The sequence below is a fragment of the Quadrisphaera sp. DSM 44207 genome, from assembly GCF_900101335.1.
In the GTDB taxonomy this organism is placed as follows: domain Bacteria; phylum Actinomycetota; class Actinomycetes; order Actinomycetales; family Quadrisphaeraceae; genus DSM-44207.
Map to the genome: position 1 here is coordinate 96,823 of NZ_FNKA01000002.1, position 14,388 is coordinate 111,210.

At 78.0% G+C, this 14,388-nt stretch carries 12 protein-coding genes; 7 read left to right on the forward strand and 5 right to left on the reverse strand.

Annotation, left to right across the window (positions count from 1 at the left end; genetic code table 11):
* Positions 1-18: 18 nt before the first annotated feature.
* Positions 19-459 (forward strand): LysM peptidoglycan-binding domain-containing protein, encoded by a 441-nt coding sequence (locus BLS82_RS06565; protein ID WP_218123682.1) that lies wholly within the window; start codon positions 19-21, stop codon positions 457-459.
* A gap of 16 nt (positions 460-475) precedes the next feature.
* Positions 476-1,192 carry a phosphoribosyltransferase gene (locus tag BLS82_RS06570; protein ID WP_092863101.1) on the forward strand — a complete coding sequence of 239 codons (717 nt, stop codon included), beginning with the start codon at positions 476-478 and terminating at the stop codon, positions 1,190-1,192.
* On the opposite strand, the gene BLS82_RS06575 is transcribed toward BLS82_RS06570, so the two are convergent.
* Complete coding sequence (locus BLS82_RS06575) at positions 1,152-3,428, reverse strand: diguanylate cyclase domain-containing protein (RefSeq protein ID WP_092863104.1); 2,277 nt, start codon at positions 3,426-3,428, stop codon at positions 1,152-1,154. The two genes, BLS82_RS06570 and BLS82_RS06575, sit on opposite strands and share 41 nt — an antisense overlap.
* Before the next feature lie 170 nt (positions 3,429-3,598).
* On the opposite strand from BLS82_RS06575, the gene BLS82_RS06580 reads away from it, so the two are divergent.
* The 3 genes from BLS82_RS06580 to BLS82_RS06590 all read left to right on the forward strand — a co-directional run bounded on the left by BLS82_RS06580 (position 3,599) and on the right by BLS82_RS06590 (position 6,499).
* Positions 3,599-5,104 carry a purine-cytosine permease family protein gene (locus BLS82_RS06580; protein ID WP_092863107.1) on the forward strand — a complete coding sequence of 502 codons (1,506 nt, stop codon included), beginning with the start codon at positions 3,599-3,601 and terminating at the stop codon, positions 5,102-5,104.
* On the forward strand, positions 5,101-5,700 hold the full coding sequence (locus BLS82_RS06585) for an isochorismatase family protein (protein WP_255378181.1): 600 nt from the start codon (positions 5,101-5,103) through the stop codon (positions 5,698-5,700). The genes BLS82_RS06580 and BLS82_RS06585 overlap by 4 nt, the downstream gene beginning before the upstream one ends.
* A 97-nt stretch (positions 5,701-5,797) precedes the next feature.
* Positions 5,798-6,499 carry an O-methyltransferase gene (locus BLS82_RS06590; RefSeq protein ID WP_092863110.1) on the forward strand — a complete coding sequence of 234 codons (702 nt, stop codon included), beginning with the start codon at positions 5,798-5,800 and terminating at the stop codon, positions 6,497-6,499.
* Positions 6,500-6,618: 119 nt separating this feature from the next.
* Here the strand turns inward: BLS82_RS06590 and BLS82_RS06595 are convergent, their stop codons facing one another.
* Complete coding sequence (locus BLS82_RS06595; protein ID WP_092863113.1) at positions 6,619-7,527, reverse strand: LysR family transcriptional regulator; 909 nt, start codon at positions 7,525-7,527, stop codon at positions 6,619-6,621.
* A gap of 131 nt (positions 7,528-7,658) precedes the next feature.
* Between BLS82_RS06595 and BLS82_RS06600 the strand changes: the two genes are divergently transcribed.
* On the forward strand, positions 7,659-11,147 hold the full coding sequence (locus BLS82_RS06600; protein ID WP_092863116.1) for a proline dehydrogenase family protein: 3,489 nt from the start codon (positions 7,659-7,661) through the stop codon (positions 11,145-11,147).
* A 24-nt stretch (positions 11,148-11,171) separates the two neighbouring features.
* Here the strand turns inward: BLS82_RS06600 and BLS82_RS06605 are convergent, their stop codons facing one another.
* The 3 genes from BLS82_RS06605 to BLS82_RS06615 all read right to left on the reverse strand — a co-directional run bounded on the left by BLS82_RS06605 (position 11,172) and on the right by BLS82_RS06615 (position 12,833).
* Positions 11,172-12,044, reverse strand: a complete 873-nt coding sequence (locus BLS82_RS06605) for an MBL fold metallo-hydrolase (RefSeq protein ID WP_092863119.1) — start codon at positions 12,042-12,044, stop codon at positions 11,172-11,174.
* A 7-nt stretch (positions 12,045-12,051) separates the two neighbouring features.
* On the reverse strand, positions 12,052-12,525 hold the full coding sequence (locus tag BLS82_RS06610; RefSeq protein WP_092863122.1) for a hypothetical protein: 474 nt from the start codon (positions 12,523-12,525) through the stop codon (positions 12,052-12,054).
* A 125-nt stretch (positions 12,526-12,650) separates the two neighbouring features.
* Positions 12,651-12,833 carry a hypothetical protein gene (locus tag BLS82_RS06615; RefSeq protein WP_143028765.1) on the reverse strand — a complete coding sequence of 61 codons (183 nt, stop codon included), beginning with the start codon at positions 12,831-12,833 and terminating at the stop codon, positions 12,651-12,653.
* Positions 12,834-12,926: 93 nt separating this feature from the next.
* On the opposite strand from BLS82_RS06615, the gene BLS82_RS06620 reads away from it, so the two are divergent.
* The gene (locus tag BLS82_RS06620; protein WP_143028766.1) at positions 12,927-14,306 is read left to right on the forward strand and encodes an MFS transporter; all 1,380 of its coding nucleotides are present in this window, start codon (positions 12,927-12,929) and stop codon (positions 14,304-14,306) included.
* Positions 14,307-14,388 lie beyond the last annotated feature (82 nt).

A 14,388-nucleotide genomic window follows, 5' to 3' on the forward strand; every position in this document is an offset into this window, starting at 1 on the left:
CTCCTCGAGGAGGCCGCCGTGCCCACCACCGCCGCTCCCGCGCCCGACCGCTCCGCCGCCGGCGTCCCCGCCGGCGCTCCCACCGGCGTCCCCGCCGCCCGGCGGCCGGCGCCGCCGTCGCCGCTCCCGTCGGTGCCGCCGTCGATGCTCCCGTCGGCGCCGCTGCGCCTGACGCGCCGGGGTCGCTCCGTCGTGGCGTCCGCCGCGGTCCTCATGGCCTTCCCCGCCGCCGTGGGCCTGTGCCTGGTGCTGCCGCCGGCCGCGCGAGCGGGCGACGAGGAGCGCCCGGTGCACCGGGTCGTCGTCACCGTGCTGCCGGGGGAGACGCTGTGGTCGATCGCGCAGCTGGCCCAGCCGGACGCCGACCCGCGTGAGGTGGTCGCGCACATCCAGGAGCTCAACGGCCTGCACGGCGCCGCCGTGCAGGCCGGGCAGAGGCTGGTGGTGCCGGCCGCCTGAGGCGCACCATGGCGGGGTGGGCCGCTGGGAGGGCGGGCGCTCGAGCGGGTCGGTCTACCCCGACCGGCGCGAGGCCGGCCGGGTGCTGGCCGAGGCCGTGCGGGCCGCCGTCGGCGCCCCGCCGGGGGCGGCGGCCGGCTGCGCGGTGCTCGGGCTCCCGCGCGGCGGCGTGCCCGTGGCCGCGCCCGTGGCCGAGGCGCTCGGGGGCGACCTCGACGTCCTCGTGGTCCGCAAGCTCGGCGTCCCCGAGCAGCCGGAGCTCGCCATGGGCGCGGTCGCCGTCGTCGGCTCCGCGCTCGAGACCGTGCGCAACGAGCGGGTCCTCGCCCACCTGGGCATCGCGCCGGAGGTCTTCGAGGCCGTCCGCGACCGCGAGGTCGCCGAGCTGGGCCGCCGCGAGGCCGCCTACCGGGCGGGCCGCGCGGCGGTGCCCGTGCGCGGGCGCACCGTGGTGCTCGTCGATGACGGCCTGGCCACCGGTGCCACGGTGCGCGCCGCCGTGGCCGCGGTGCGCCGCCAGGGCCCCTCCCGCGTGGTCGTCGCCGTCCCCGTCGGGTCGGCGCGCACCTGCGAGGCGCTCGCCGAGGTCGCCGACGAGGTGGTCTGCCCCTGGACGCCCGAGCCGTTCGCCGCCGTGGGGCAGGCGTACCGCGACTTCGCCGCGGTCCCGGACGAGCGGGTGCGGGAGCTGCTCAGCGGTGCCAGCGGCTCCCGCCGGCGCGCTTGGCCGTGAACATCGCCTCGTCCGCGCGCCGCAGCAGCCCGCCGAGGCCGTCCGCGGGCAGCTGCCCGTCGGGGTCCCGGCCGTAGAGGGCCACGCCGATGCTGGCGCCGAGGGGCAGGGAGCGCCCGTCGACGGTGAACGGCTCCGCGAGGGCGGAGACCAGCCGCTGCGCCGCCGCCTCGGCGAGCGCCCCCGCCTCCCCGGTCGGCAGGTCGGGCAGGACGAGGAGGAACTCGTCGCCGCCCTGGCGGCCGATCACGTCGCCGATGCGCACGGCCCCGCGCAGGCGCTGGGCCGCGGCGCGCAGCACCGCGTCGCCCTCGACGTGCCCGTGCCGGTCGTTGACGCCCTTGAAGCCGTCGAGATCGACGTACAGCACCGCCACGGCGGTGCCCTCCTCGTCGTGCACCCGGGCCAGGCCGCTCGCGGCGGCCTCGTGCAGCGCCGTGCGGTTGGGCAGGCCGGTCAGCGCGTCGGTGGTCGCCAGCTGCAGGGCGCGCTGCTCGGCCTCGACGCGGCGGGTCACGTCGTGCTGGACGGCGATGTAGTGCGTCAGCTCCCCGTGGTCGTCGCGCACGGGGCTCAGGTGCAGCTCGTTCCACCACGGGTGGCCGTCGCGGCGGTAGTTGCGCAGCGTCTCGGTGCACTCGCGACCGGCGTCGATGGCCTCGCGGATGCGGGCGACGACGACGGGGTCGCTGCCCGGGCCCTGCAGCACGCGGCAGTTGCGCCCGATGACGTCGTCCGAGCGGTACCCCGTGAGCGCCTCGAAGGCCGGGTTGACCCACACGAGGGGCTGGTGGGGGTGCTTGACGTCCGCGACGCAGACCCCGGTGATGGTGGCCTCGAGCGCCTGGTGCAGCAGGTCCTGGCTCATCGCCCGGGTCAGCACCGGTTCGGTGAGCACGTCGGACGGCGACGGCTCGGGCGCCACGCGGGCGAGCAGGCCGCGCGCGACGGCGACGGCCACGTCCCGGTCGTGGGAGAGGACGAAGTCGAAGCGGCGCTCCATGTCCGGGCCGCTGTCGCCGAGGTCGCGCGCGACGAGCACGCCGGCGAAGTCGGGGGTCAGGACGACGACGTCCCACTCGCCCAGCACCGGGTCGCCCTCGGGGATCTGCGCGCCGCGCACGCCGCGGATCGGCTCCAGCGGCAGGCCCTCGCCGATGGCGGCCACGAGCGAGAGGCGCTCGGCCAGGCGGGCGTAGCGCTTCTGCGTCGGCTCCGTGAAGTGCTTGGCGTACTGGAAGGTGGCGAGCAGGAGCGCGGACTCCCCGCCCTCCAGCGCCTTGGCCTCCAGGTGCTTGGAGACCTCGACGAGCAGGCGCTTGTTGCCCGGGCGCGGCGTGCGCACGGCCTGCGCCGTCAGGTACGGGCTCTGCGCCGGCGGGGCCAGCGGCGCCACGCCGAGGGTGATGCCGCGCCCGCCCAGCTCGGGCAGGGCCGCCGGCAGCGGCTCGGGCCGCCCGAACAGCCAGCCCTGCCCCAGGGTGGCGCCCATGGTCCGGGCCATGAGCACGTGCCGCTCGGTCTCGATGCCCTCGGCGAGCAGCACCGCGCCGGTGCGCTCGGCCTGCGCCGTGACGGCGTTCATCACCGCGGCCGCGTGGCGGCCGGGCCGCTCCTGCACGAGGGCGAGGTCGAGCTTGATGACGTCGGGGGAGACCAGGGGCAGCAGCGCCAGGGACGCCGGCTCGGCGCCGACGTCGTCCAGGGCGATGGCCCAGCCGAGGGCGCGGGCCTGCTCCACGACGCGCAGCACCTGCGCGGGACGGCGGGTCAGGGCGCGCTCGGTCAGCTCCAGGACCACGGGCACGCCGTGCAGCTCCTCGGGGACGTCGAGGTCTGCGACGCTGTCCGGCTCGGTGTTGAGGAACAGGTGGTAGGGCGCGCTCAGGCCGCCGACCGCCGCGGTCCGCAGGGCGGCGGCGCGGCACGCGACGTCCAGCTCCACGAGCAGCCCGTCGCGGCGGGCGGCGGAGAAGAGGACGTCGGGGCGCTCGAGCACCGTGCCCGCCGGGCCGCGCGTGAGCGCCTCGAAGGCGACGACGCGCCGGTCCTCGAGGGAGACGATGGGCTGGAAGACCGTGCGCAGCGCCCCGGCGTCGACGATCTCGCGCACGGAGGTCAGCGCGTCCGCGGGACGGGACGGTGCGCCCGCACCGCGGGCAGCGGACGTCGCGAACGGCGCGAACGGCGCGAGGAGCAGGGCGGCACCGGGGTCACGGCCGGCAGCATTCACCATGCCGCTGCGATCGGAGGCGCCGGCCGCGCGCTGTAGCCGCGGCGCGCGCCGTCCCCCGCCCGGGCTACCCGCCGCTGGCACCGCCGGCGGGCGGTGCGGCCCTACGCTGTCGATCACGCGTCCGCGCTGCTCGCGCCCGTCCCGTCCAGTCCCGACCGGGAAGGTCCGCCATGACCGTCTCCCCGCCGCCGTCCCCGCCGTCCCCGTCCTCCCCGGCGGGCCCGCCTCTGGCCGGTCCGGCTCCGCGGGCCGCACCCGTGCGGGGCGTGGAGCTCAACGGCATCAACGTCATCGCCGAGGCCGAGCGCAGGGGCCGCCCCCGCGACCTGTTCTGGCCGTGGTTCGCGGCCAACGTCTCCGTCTTCGGCGTCAGCTACGGCTCCTTCCTCCTCGGCTTCGGCATCTCCTTCGCCCAGGCCGTGCTCGCCGCGGTCGTCGGCGCGGTCGCCTCGTTCCTGCTGTGCGGCCTCGTGGCGCTCGGCGGCAAGCGCGCCTCGGCGCCGACCATGGTGATCAGCCGCGCGGCCTTCGGCGTGAACGGCAACAAGCTGCCCGCGGCCGTCTCCTGGGTGCTCACCGTCGGCTGGGAGACGGTGCTGGTCTCCCTCGCGACCCTGGCGACCGCGACGGTCCTGCGCGAGCTCGGCTGGGGCGGGGGGACGGCGACCAGCGCCGTCGCCCTGCTCGTCGTCGCCGCCCTCGTGGTCGGGGCCGGGGTCCTCGGCTTCGACGCCATCATGCGCCTGCAGACGGGGATCACGGTCGTCACCGCGGCGCTCACGGTCGTCTACGTCGTCCTCGTGCGCGACGAGATCGACTGGGACGCCGTCGCGGCCCTGCCGAGCGGGTCCGCGCAGGCGCTCCTGGGCGCCACCGTCCTCGCCATGACCGGCTTCGGGCTGGGGTGGGTCAACGTCGCCGCCGACTACTCCCGCTACCTGCCGCGCCGCTCCTCCGGCGCCGGGGTCGTCGCCTGGACGACGCTGGGCGGCGCCCTGCCGCCGGTGCTCCTCGTGGTCCTCGGGCTGCTGCTCGCCGGCTCCGACCCGGACCTGTCCGCCGCCATCGCCGCGGACCCGGTCGGCGCGCTGACCACCGTGCTGCCGACGTGGTTCCTGGTCCCCTTCGCGCTCGTCGCCGTGCTCGCCCTCGTCGGCGGCGCCGTGCTCGACGTCTACTCCTCGGGCCTGGCGCTGCTCAGCCTCGGCCTGCCCGCCCCGCGCTGGGTCGCGGCGCTCGTCGACGGCGCGCTCATGGTCGCCGGCACCGTCTTCGTCGTCTTCGTCGCGGAGAGCTTCTTCGTGCAGTTCCAGGGCTTCCTCATCACCCTGGGCGCGCCGATCGCGGCCTGGTGCGGCGTCCTCGTCGCCGACCTGCTGCTGCGCCGCCGCGACTACGCCGAGGCCGACCTGTACGACCCGCGCGGGCGCTACGGCTCGGTCTCCTGGCCGGCCGTCGGGCTCGTCGTCCTCGGCGCGGTGGTCGGCTGGGGGCTGGTGACGAACGGGCTGGCCGGGTGGCTGACGTGGCAGGGGTACCTGCTCGGCCCGCTCGGCGGGCGCGAGGGCGCCTGGGCCTTCGCCAACCTCGGCATCCTCGCCGCCCTGCTCATCGGCTTCGCCGGCCACCTCCTCCTCGGCCGCCGCGCCGTGCGGGCCCAGGACGCCGCGCCGTGACCGGCCCGAGCGGTGCGGCGTCCTGCGGACGGCCGCTGCCCGACGGCGCCTGGCTCGTGCTCGTCGACGTCCAGCGCGTCTTCGCCGACGACGCCAGCCCGTGGTGCACCCCCGGCCTGCGCCCGCTGCTGCCGCGCCTGCGCGACCTCGCGGGCGCCTTCCCCGGCCGCACGGCCTCCACCCGCTTCGTCGCCCCGGCCCGGCCGCAGGGCGCCTGGGTCGACTACTACGCGCAGTGGCCCTTCGCGCTGCAGCCGCCGCAGGCGCCGCTGTACGACCTGCTGCCCGGCGTCGTCCCCGACGGCACCCCGGTGGTCACGCGCACGACGTTCGGCAAGTGGGACGAGCGCGAGGACGGGCTGCGCCCCCTCACCGGCGGGCGCGCCCTCGTCCTCGCCGGGGTGTCGACGGACTGCTGCGTGCTCTCCACCGCGCTGGCCGCCGCGGACGCGGGCGTGGCCGTGCACGTCGTCGCCGACGCCTGCGCGGCGCCGGTCGCCGCCGACCACGAGCGGGCCCTGGCCGCCCTGGACCTGTACGCCCCGCTGGTCACCCTGACCACGGCGAGCGCCGTCCTCGCCGCCGCCAGTGGCTGACGCGGGGCTGACGCGGGGCCGACGCGGGGCTGACACGCCGCTGCCGCGGCGGCGGCGCGACCTGTCCCGGCCGCCCGGGCGCGGGAAGGATGGGCGGATGAGCGAGCAGCCTCCCAGCGAGCAGCCCAGCGAGCAGCAGCAGGTCGCCGTCGACGACCTCCTCACCGACCTCGTCGTCGGCGCCGACCCCGTCCTCGAGCGGGCCCTGGCGGCCAGCCGCGCCGCGGGCCTGCCGGCCATCGACGTCGCGCCCAACCAGGGCAAGCTGCTGATGCTCCTCGCGCGCCTGGCCGGCGCCCGCCGCGTCCTCGAGGTCGGCACCCTGGGCGGCTACAGCACCACGTGGCTCGTCCGGGGCCTGCCCGTCGACGGCCGCGTGCTCACCCTGGAGCTGGAGCCGCGGCACGCGGAGGCGGCCCGGGCCAACCTCGAGCGGGCCGGGGTCGCCGACCGCGTCGAGGTGCGCGTCGGGCCGGCGGTCGGCTCGCTGGAGCAGCTGGTCGCCGAGGGCGCGGAGCCCTTCGACCTCGTCTTCCTCGACGCGGACAAGCAGGGCACGCCGCGCTACCTCGAGCTGGCGCTGCAGCTGACCCGCCCGGGCAGCGTGATCGTCTGCGACAACGTCGTGCGCGGCGGGCGCATCGTCGAGCCCGGCGGTGACGAGGCGGCGGCGGCCATGCGGACGGCGCTGGCGTGGCTGGGCGCGCACCCGCTCCTGGAGGCCACCGCCCTGCAGACCGTCGGCGCCAAGGGCTGGGACGGGTTCGCGCTCGCCGTCGTCACGGCGGCGCCGTCCTGACCCCGGTGCCTGACCCCGGTGCCTGACCCCGGTGCCTGACCCCGGTGCCTGACCCCGGTGCCTGACCCCGGTGCCTGACCCCGGTGCCTGACCCTGGCGCCTGACCCTGGCGCCGGCGCTCAGCCGGCCTGCGCGGCCGCGGCGTCGCGCAGGGCCCCCAGCAGCGCCCGGACGGCGGGGGAGCCGCTGCCGGCGACGCGCTGGGCGGTGAAGACCGTGCGTCGCGGGGAGCCGGGCAGGTCCAGCAGCCGGCAGGGCGCGGCCCGCCCCGACCCGGCCCACACCAGGTCGGGCACCAGCGCGACGGCGTTGCCGGTCTCCACGAGGCGCACCTGCGCCTGCAGGTCCGCGGTCTCGTAGCGCACGTCGGGCTCGAAGCCCGCGGAGCGGCACAGCTGCTCGGCGAAGTGCCGGGACGCCGCGCCTCGCGGCTCCATCACCCACGGCATCCCCGCCGCCTCCGCCAGCGAGGCGACCGGCCGCAGCGCGACGTCCGGCGCCGGCAGCGCCAGGCGGATCGCGTCGCTGGTCAGGGGGCTGCGCTCCAGACCGGGGAGGTGCGGCGCGGCGTGGGCCGGGTACTGCTCGGCGACGACCACGTCGAAGTCGCGCGCCCAGGTCTCGTGCAGCGCCTGCTCCGGCTCGCGCTGGGCGACCTCCACGCGCACGTCCGGGTGCTCGCGCGCCACGGCGCGCAGCGCGCCGGGCACCAGCGCCAGCGCGGCCGACTGGAAGACGGCCACGCGCACGCGCCCGCGCACCGTGGTCAGCGACGCCGCCAGCGCCGCCTCCGCCTGCTCGAGGGTGTCGAGGACCTCCCCGGCGCAGGCGACGAGCAGCTCCGCCTGCGGGGTGAGCTGCACGCCGCGGCCGGCGCGACGCAGCAGCGGCATGCCGGTCTCCTTCTCCAGCTGGCTCAGCTGCTGGGAGACCGCGGACGGGCTGTAGCTGCGCGCCTGCGCGACGGCGGCCAGGGTGCCGCGCACCGCCAGCTCGCGCAGCAGCACCAGGCGGCGGACGTCGAGCACAGGGCCTCCAGCGGAGCGCGACCGTCAGCTGGGGTGACGAAGCACCCCCAGGAACCGTCACTTCTCCTGACGAGCGTACGCGCTCACACTGGCGGAGCGGTCCCACCGCGGGGCCGGACGGGAGCACTGCGATGACCGACCTCGCCGCCCAGCACCGCACCGGCCCGGAGTCCGGCCCGGCGTCCGCGCCGGACCCCGCAGCCGACCTCGCCGACGAGGTCGTCGCGCTGGTGCGCCGCTGGCTGTCCGAGGCGGCCGAGCTGCCGGTGGAGCGCGCGGCGGCCCAGCTCGCCGGCCTGCTGCGCGACCCGCGGGGCCTGGACTTCGCCGTCGGCTTCGTCGACGGCGTCGTGCGCCCCGAGGACCCCCGCGTCGGCGCCCGCGCGCTCACCGCCCTGGCCGCCGACCCGCCCGGCTTCCTGCCCGCGCCGCTGCGCGCCGCCGTCCGCCTCGGGGGCCGCACCGCCCCGCTCGCCCCGGGCGTCGTGGTGCCCGCGGCCCGCCGGGCGCTGCGGGCGATGGTGGGGCACCTGGTCGTGGACGCCTCCGACGCCCGCCTCGGCCGCGCGGTGCGCCGGATCCGGCGCGAGGGCGTGCGGCTGAACGTCAACCTCCTCGGCGAGGCCGTCCTCGGCCGCGGCGAGGCCGCACGCCGCCTGGAGGGCACGCACCGCCTCCTCGCGCGCGACGACGTCGACCACGTCTCCATCAAGGTCTCCGCCACGGTCGCCCCGCACAGCCCGTGGGCCTTCGACGAGGCGGTCGCGCACGTCGTCGAGCAGCTCGCGCCGCTGTTCGCCCGCGCCGCGGTGGCGAGCCCGGCGAAGTTCGTCAACCTCGACATGGAGGAGTACAAGGACCTCGACCTGACGATCGCGGCCTTCACGCGACTGCTCGACCGCCCCGAGCTGGCGCACCTGGAGGCCGGCATCGTGCTGCAGGCCTACCTGCCCGACGCGCTGCCGGCGATGGTGCGCCTGCAGGAGTGGGCGGCGGCGCGGCGGGCGCGCGGCGGCGCGGGCATCAAGGTCCGCCTCGTCAAGGGCGCCAACCTGCCGATGGAGTCCGTCGAGGCGTCGCTGCACGGCTGGCCGCTGGCGACCTGGCGCACCAAGGTGGACACCGACGCGCACTACAAGCGGGTCCTGGACTACGCCCTGCACCCGGAGCGGGTGCGCAACGTGCGCCTCGGGGTCGCGGGCCACAACCTCTTCGACGTCGCTCACGCCTGGCTGCTCGCCGGCCGGCGCGGCGTCCGCGACGCGGTCGAGGTCGAGATGCTGCTCGGCATGGCGCAGGCGCAGGCCGAGGTCGTGCGCCGCGAGGTCGGGGGCCTGCTCCTGTACACGCCCGTGGTGCACCCGCGCGAGTTCGACGTCGCCATCGCCTACCTCGTGCGGCGCCTGGAGGAGGGCGCGAGCAGCGAGAACTTCATGTCCGCGGTCTTCGACCTCGACGCCGACGCCGACCTCCTCGCCCGCGAAGAGGCCCGCTACCGCGCGTCCCTGGCCGCGCTCGCCGCGCCCGCGCGGGCCGTGCCGGCGCGCCACCGCGTGCCCGACCGGTACGCCGCCACGGGCCGCCCCGGGCCGGGGCGGTTCGTCAACACCCCCGACACCGACCCCGCCGTGGCCGAGCACCGGGCGCAGGTGCGCGAGCTGCTCGCCCGGGTGCCGTCCTCCCGCCTCGGCGTCGACGTGATCGAGGCCGCCCGCGTCGGCACCGCCGAGGAGCTGGAGGAGGCGGTGGCCGCGACGGCCGCCGCGGCCGCGGCGTGGGGTGCGCGCAGCGGTGCCGAGCGCGCCGCCGTCCTGCGCCGGGTCGGCCAGGCCCTCGAGGCCGCCCGCCCGCAGCTGCTGGAGGTGATGGCCGCCGAGGCCGGCAAGACGGTCGACCAGGGCGACCCCGAGGTCTCCGAGGCCGTCGACTTCGCGCACCACTACGCCGAGCTGGCCCGCGAGCTGGACGACGTCGACGGCGCCGTGCCCGTGCCCGCGCGCCTGACGCTGGTCACCCCGCCGTGGAACTTCCCCGTCGCCATCCCGGCCGGGTCCGTGCTCGCGGCGCTGGCGGCCGGCTCGGCCGTCGTGCTCAAGCCCGCGCCGCCCGCGCAGCGCTGCGGCGCCGTCCTCGCCGGCGTGCTGCTCGAGGCGCTGGCCGACGCCGGGGCGCCGCGCGACGCGCTGCGCCTGGTGCAGGTGGAGGAGGCCGCCCTCGGCCGCGCCCTGGTCGCCCACCCCGCCGTGGACCGGGTCGTGCTCACCGGCGCGTACGAGACCGCGCAGCTGTTCCGCTCCTTCCGCCCCGACCTGCCGCTGATCGCGGAGACGAGCGGGAAGAACGCGGTGATCGTCACCCCCAGCGCCGACCTCGACCTCGCCGTCAAGGACGTCGTCGCCTCCGCCTTCGGCCACGCCGGCCAGAAGTGCTCGGCGGCCTCCCTCGTCGTCCTCGTCGGCTCCGTGGCGCGCTCGCGGCGCTTCCGCAGCCAGCTGCTCGACGCGGTCTCGTCCCTGACCGTCGCCCACCCGGCCGACCCGACCGCGCAGATGGGCCCGGTCATCGAGCCGCCGTCCGGCAAGCTGCTGCAGGGCCTGACCGAGCTGGGCGAGGGCGAGCGGTGGCTGGTGCAGCCGCGCGCCCTCGACGGATCTGGTCGGCTGTGGAGCCCCGGGGTGCGCGACGGCGTGCGCCGCGGCTCCTGGTACCACCGCACCGAGGTCTTCGGCCCCGTCCTCGGGATCATGACCGCCGGCACGCTGGACGAGGCGATCGAGATCGTCGACGACGTCGACTACGGCCTGACGTCCGGGCTGCACACGCGCGACCGCGCCGATCTCGCGCCCTGGCTGGAGCGCGTGCAGGCCGGCAACCTCTACGTCAACCGCGGCACCACGGGCGCGATCGTGCGCCGCCAGCCGTTCGGCGGCTGGAAGCGCTCCGGGGTCGGGCCGGGCACGAAGGCCGGCGGCCCCTCCACCCTGGTCCCGCTCACCTCCTGGGCGCCGGCGCGCTCCACCGCGACGGCCCCGGTCACCCACCCCGCGGTGCTCGAGCTCCTGCGCGCCGCCCGCGCCGCGCTCCCGCAGGACGGCGCGGCGCTCGTGCAGCGCGCCGCCCGCAGCGACGCTCAGGCGTGGGCGCAGCGCTACGGCACCGCGCGCGACGTCACGGGCCTGCCCGTCGAGCGCGACGTCCTGCGCCACCTCCCGGTGCCGGTCACCGTGCGCCTGGCCGACGGGGAGCCGCTGGCGCACCTCGTGCGCGTGCTCGCCGCGGCGGCGCTCGCGGGCGCCCCCGTGTCGGTCTCGGTGCCCCGGGCGCTGCCCGCCGGCCTGGCGGAGGCGATCGGCGCCGTCGCCCGCGAGGTCGCCGTCGAGGACGACGCCGCGTGGGCGCGCCGCGCCGCGGGCCTGGCGGGCGGGCGCGTGCGCCTGGTCGGCGGGTCGGTCGCCGACCTCGCGGCGGCCACGGGAGGCCGGCCGGACCTGGCCGTGTGGCCCGAGCCGGTGACCGAGTCCGGGCGCGTGGAGCTGCTGCCGTTCCTGCACGAGCAGGCGGTGAGCATCACGGCGCACCGCTTCGGCACCCCGGACCACCTCAGCGACGGGCTGCTCTGAGCCGCTCGCCCGGTCGTCCCGCCCTCAGTCGTCCTGGTCGGGGTCGCGCGCCTGCCCCGTCAGCCACGCGCGGTACAGCGCGGCGCTGTCGGCGACCGCCCGCTGCGCGCCGTCCGGCACGCCGACGCCCGGCCAGCCGCCGTGCAGGCGGTCGTAGGCCAGGCCGTCGAGGGCGGCGAGGAGCCGGTCGAGGTGGCGCTCCGGCATCGGCAGCAGCATCGGGTAGCTGCGCATGAACGACACTCGCCGGTCGCCCGGCAGCACCATGAGGGTGTCCCCGACGAGCAGCGCGCCGCGCCCTCCGGCGGCGCCGGCGACGTGCAGGACGGCGCTGCCGGCGAAGTGGCCCCCGCACCGCACGAGGGCGACGCCCGGCGCCACCTGCAGGACGTCGTCCCACCAGGTCACGGCGTCGTCGGGGCGCAGCACCCAGGCGGCGTCGCGGCGCGGGACCCACAGTGGCGCCCCGCGCCCGTCGGGGCGCGGGAAGCGGGTGCTCCACTCCACCACCACCCCGCACAGGTGCGGGTGGCTGCGCGCCACCCCCAGCAGCCCGCCGGTGTCGCGGACGAGCGCCACGGCCTCCTCGTCGAGGTAGCCCGGCGGGTCCCACAGCACCCCGCCGCGCGGGGTGGTCACGAGGAGCCCGCGGTGGCCGATGCCGAGGCTCGGGGTGACGGTCAGCTGGAGGATCCCCGGCTCGACCTCGCTCCACGACGTGCGGTGGCCCTCGGCGGCGAGCTCCGCCAGCGACGTCCACTCCTGCCCCGTGTCGGGCACGTACTGGCGGTCGTCGGTGCAGATGCGGCACGCCGCGGGCGGCTCCCGCGTGACGGGGTGCTGGTTGGCGCAGGTGCGGCAGATCCACGCCGTCCCCGCGGCGTTCGAGCGGCTCATGCGGCGCTCACCCCGTGCCCGTGCCCGTGCCCGTGCCCGTGCCCGTGCCCGCGCCGGCGTCGTCGTCCTGCACCGCGGCCGTGAAGATCTCGGCGAACAGGTCGTCGGTGCGCCGCTGCAGGCGGGCCAGGTCGCCGCGGCGCGCGGAGCCGGAGCGCAGCTGCACCAGCCCGAGCGCGGACTGCAGCGAGTCGGCCGAGCGCACCCAGCCGCTCGCGCGCTCCTGCTCCTGTGGGCTGCTCGCGCCGGTCTCGGCGCGCACGGCCTGCTCGCGCAGCGCCGCGACGGTGCGGCGCAGGCGCTCCTCCTTCGTGTTGCCCGCCCGTGCGGCCAGCGCCCGCTCCAGCAGCTCGCGGCCCTGGCGCACGGCCTCCGGGTTGGCGGCGATCAGCGGCCCGACGTTGCGGACGGCCCTGGCCGCGCTCGGGCCGAGCGCGGAGGCGAGCTTGACGAGGGTCGGGACGATCGTCGGTGGTGCCATGGCTCACTGTCCCTCGGCACCGGGCCCGGCCGCCAGCGTGCGCCGCAGCGCTCCCGCACCGGCTCCGCACGCGCGTCGGCCGCGGCACCCCGAGGGTGCCGCGGCCGACGCGCGCGGTCGCCGGGTCAGGCGCGCGAGCGCGCCGTCTCGGGGAACTCGAGACCGCAGGAGCAGCGGTACCAGGTCAGGCCCGCGGTGGTGAAGGCCGCGGCGGCCGTGCCGTCGCAGCGGGAGAGGGTGCAGGGACGGGTGTCCCGAGACCGGGGGGACGGGATCGCCGTGCTCCGGGCCCAGGTGAGGGTGCTCATGGTGGTCACCTTCGGAACGTGCGGGAGGACCCTGAAGTCAACACCGCGGCGCCCGCGGTGTTCCCGCGCTCCGGGCGTCCGTACTCTCGCGCGGTGGCGACCGGGCGGGGCGGGCTGGGCGCCTACGCGCGGGTGCTGCGGCACGGGCCCGCGCTGCGCCCGTTCGCGGCCGCGGTGGTCGCGCGCCTGCCGGTGTCGATGGCGCCGCTGGGGATGCTGCTGCTGGTGCAGGCCGAGCGCGGCTCCTACGCCCTCGCGGGCCTGGTCACGGGCGCCTTCGCCGCGGGGGCGGCCGTCGGCTCGCCGCTGTGGGGGCGCGCCATGGACCGCCTCGGGCAGGCGCGCGTGCTCGCCCCGGCGGTGGTCGCGAGCGCGGCGCTGCTCGCAGCGCTCGCGGTGGCCACCGGCACGCGCGCACCGGACGCGGTGCTCGTGGCCCTGGCGGGTGCCTCCGGCGCCTGCGGGCCGCCGATCAGCGCGGCCATGCGCGCCACCTGGCGCCTGGTGCTCGCCGACCCCGCGCTGCGCCGCGCCGGCTTCGCCCTCGACGCGGTCGCGGTGGAGACCGTCTTCGTCGCCGGCCCGCTGCTGCTCTCGCTGCTGCTCGTGACCACCCCGCCGCTCGCGCCGCTGCTCGTCACCGCCGGCCTGCTCGCGGGCGGCGGCCTGGCCTACAGCGCGACCGCCCCGGCGCGGCGGCGCCCCTCCCCGCCCGAGCCCGACCCCCATCCCGTGCCCGACTCGGTGCCCGAGCCCGAGCTCGCGTCCGACCCCGAGCCCGGTGCCGCGCCCGCTCCGGGCCGCCGCGCCGCGCTCGCGGTCGCGACCGCCGGGGTGCCGGCCGTGCTGGCGGTCAGCCTCGCGACGTCCGTGGGCTTCGGCGTCCTCGACACCTCCCTGGCGGCGACGGCCCGCGAGGTCCTCGGCGACGAGGGGCGCCTCGGCGTCCTGTTCGCCGCCATCGCGGGCGGCAGCGCGATCGGCGGGCTCGCGTACGGCGCCGCCCGCCACCCCGCGCACGAGCACCGGCGCCTGCCCGTGCTGCTCGGGGTCTTCGCGGCCGGGCTGGCGCCGCTGCCCGTCCTGCTCTCCGGCGGCGCGCCGCCGACCGGGGCCCTGCTGCCGCTGCTGTTCGTCGCGGGCCTGGCCATCGCGCCCAGCCTGATCGTCGGCCAGAACCTCGTCGACCGGTTCGCGCCGCAGGCCCGCAGGACCGAGGCGCAGGCGTGGCTGTCGACGACGTACACGGCCGGCGGCGCGGTCGGCGCGGCCCTCGCCGGCCTGCTCGTCGACGCGCTCGGGGTGCCGACGTCCTTCACCGGCGCCGTGGTGGCGCTGCTCGTCGCCGTCGCGGTCGCGGTCGGGGCGCAGCGGTCGTGGACGCGCCTCGACGACCGCGCACCCTCCGCACCGGCACCGGCACCGGCATCGGCACCGGCACCGGCACCGGCCGTCGCCGACCGGGACCGCTGAGGCGTGCTGAGGGTGTTGCAGCGCGCCTCAGCACGTCTCAGCACGTCTCAGCACGTCTCAGCGCGCCTCAGCACCTCTCAGC

Bases quoted from the DNA above. Each gene is read 5' to 3' on its own strand.
- BLS82_RS06590 (WP_092863110.1), top strand. From the start codon at position 5,798: ATGAGCGAGCAGCCTCCCAGCGAGCAGCCCAGCGAGCAGCAGCAGGTC.
- BLS82_RS06615 (WP_143028765.1), bottom strand. From the start codon at position 12,833: ATGAGCACCCTCACCTGGGCCCGGAGCACGGCGATCCCGTCCCCCCGG.
- BLS82_RS06610 (WP_092863122.1), bottom strand. From the start codon at position 12,525: ATGGCACCACCGACGATCGTCCCGACCCTCGTCAAGCTCGCCTCCGCG.
- BLS82_RS06575 (WP_092863104.1), bottom strand. From the start codon at position 3,428: ATGGTGAATGCTGCCGGCCGTGACCCCGGTGCCGCCCTGCTCCTCGCG.
- BLS82_RS06600 (WP_092863116.1), top strand. From the start codon at position 7,659: ATGACCGACCTCGCCGCCCAGCACCGCACCGGCCCGGAGTCCGGCCCG.
- BLS82_RS06605 (WP_092863119.1), bottom strand. From the start codon at position 12,044: ATGAGCCGCTCGAACGCCGCGGGGACGGCGTGGATCTGCCGCACCTGC.
- BLS82_RS06580 (WP_092863107.1), top strand. From the start codon at position 3,599: ATGACCGTCTCCCCGCCGCCGTCCCCGCCGTCCCCGTCCTCCCCGGCG.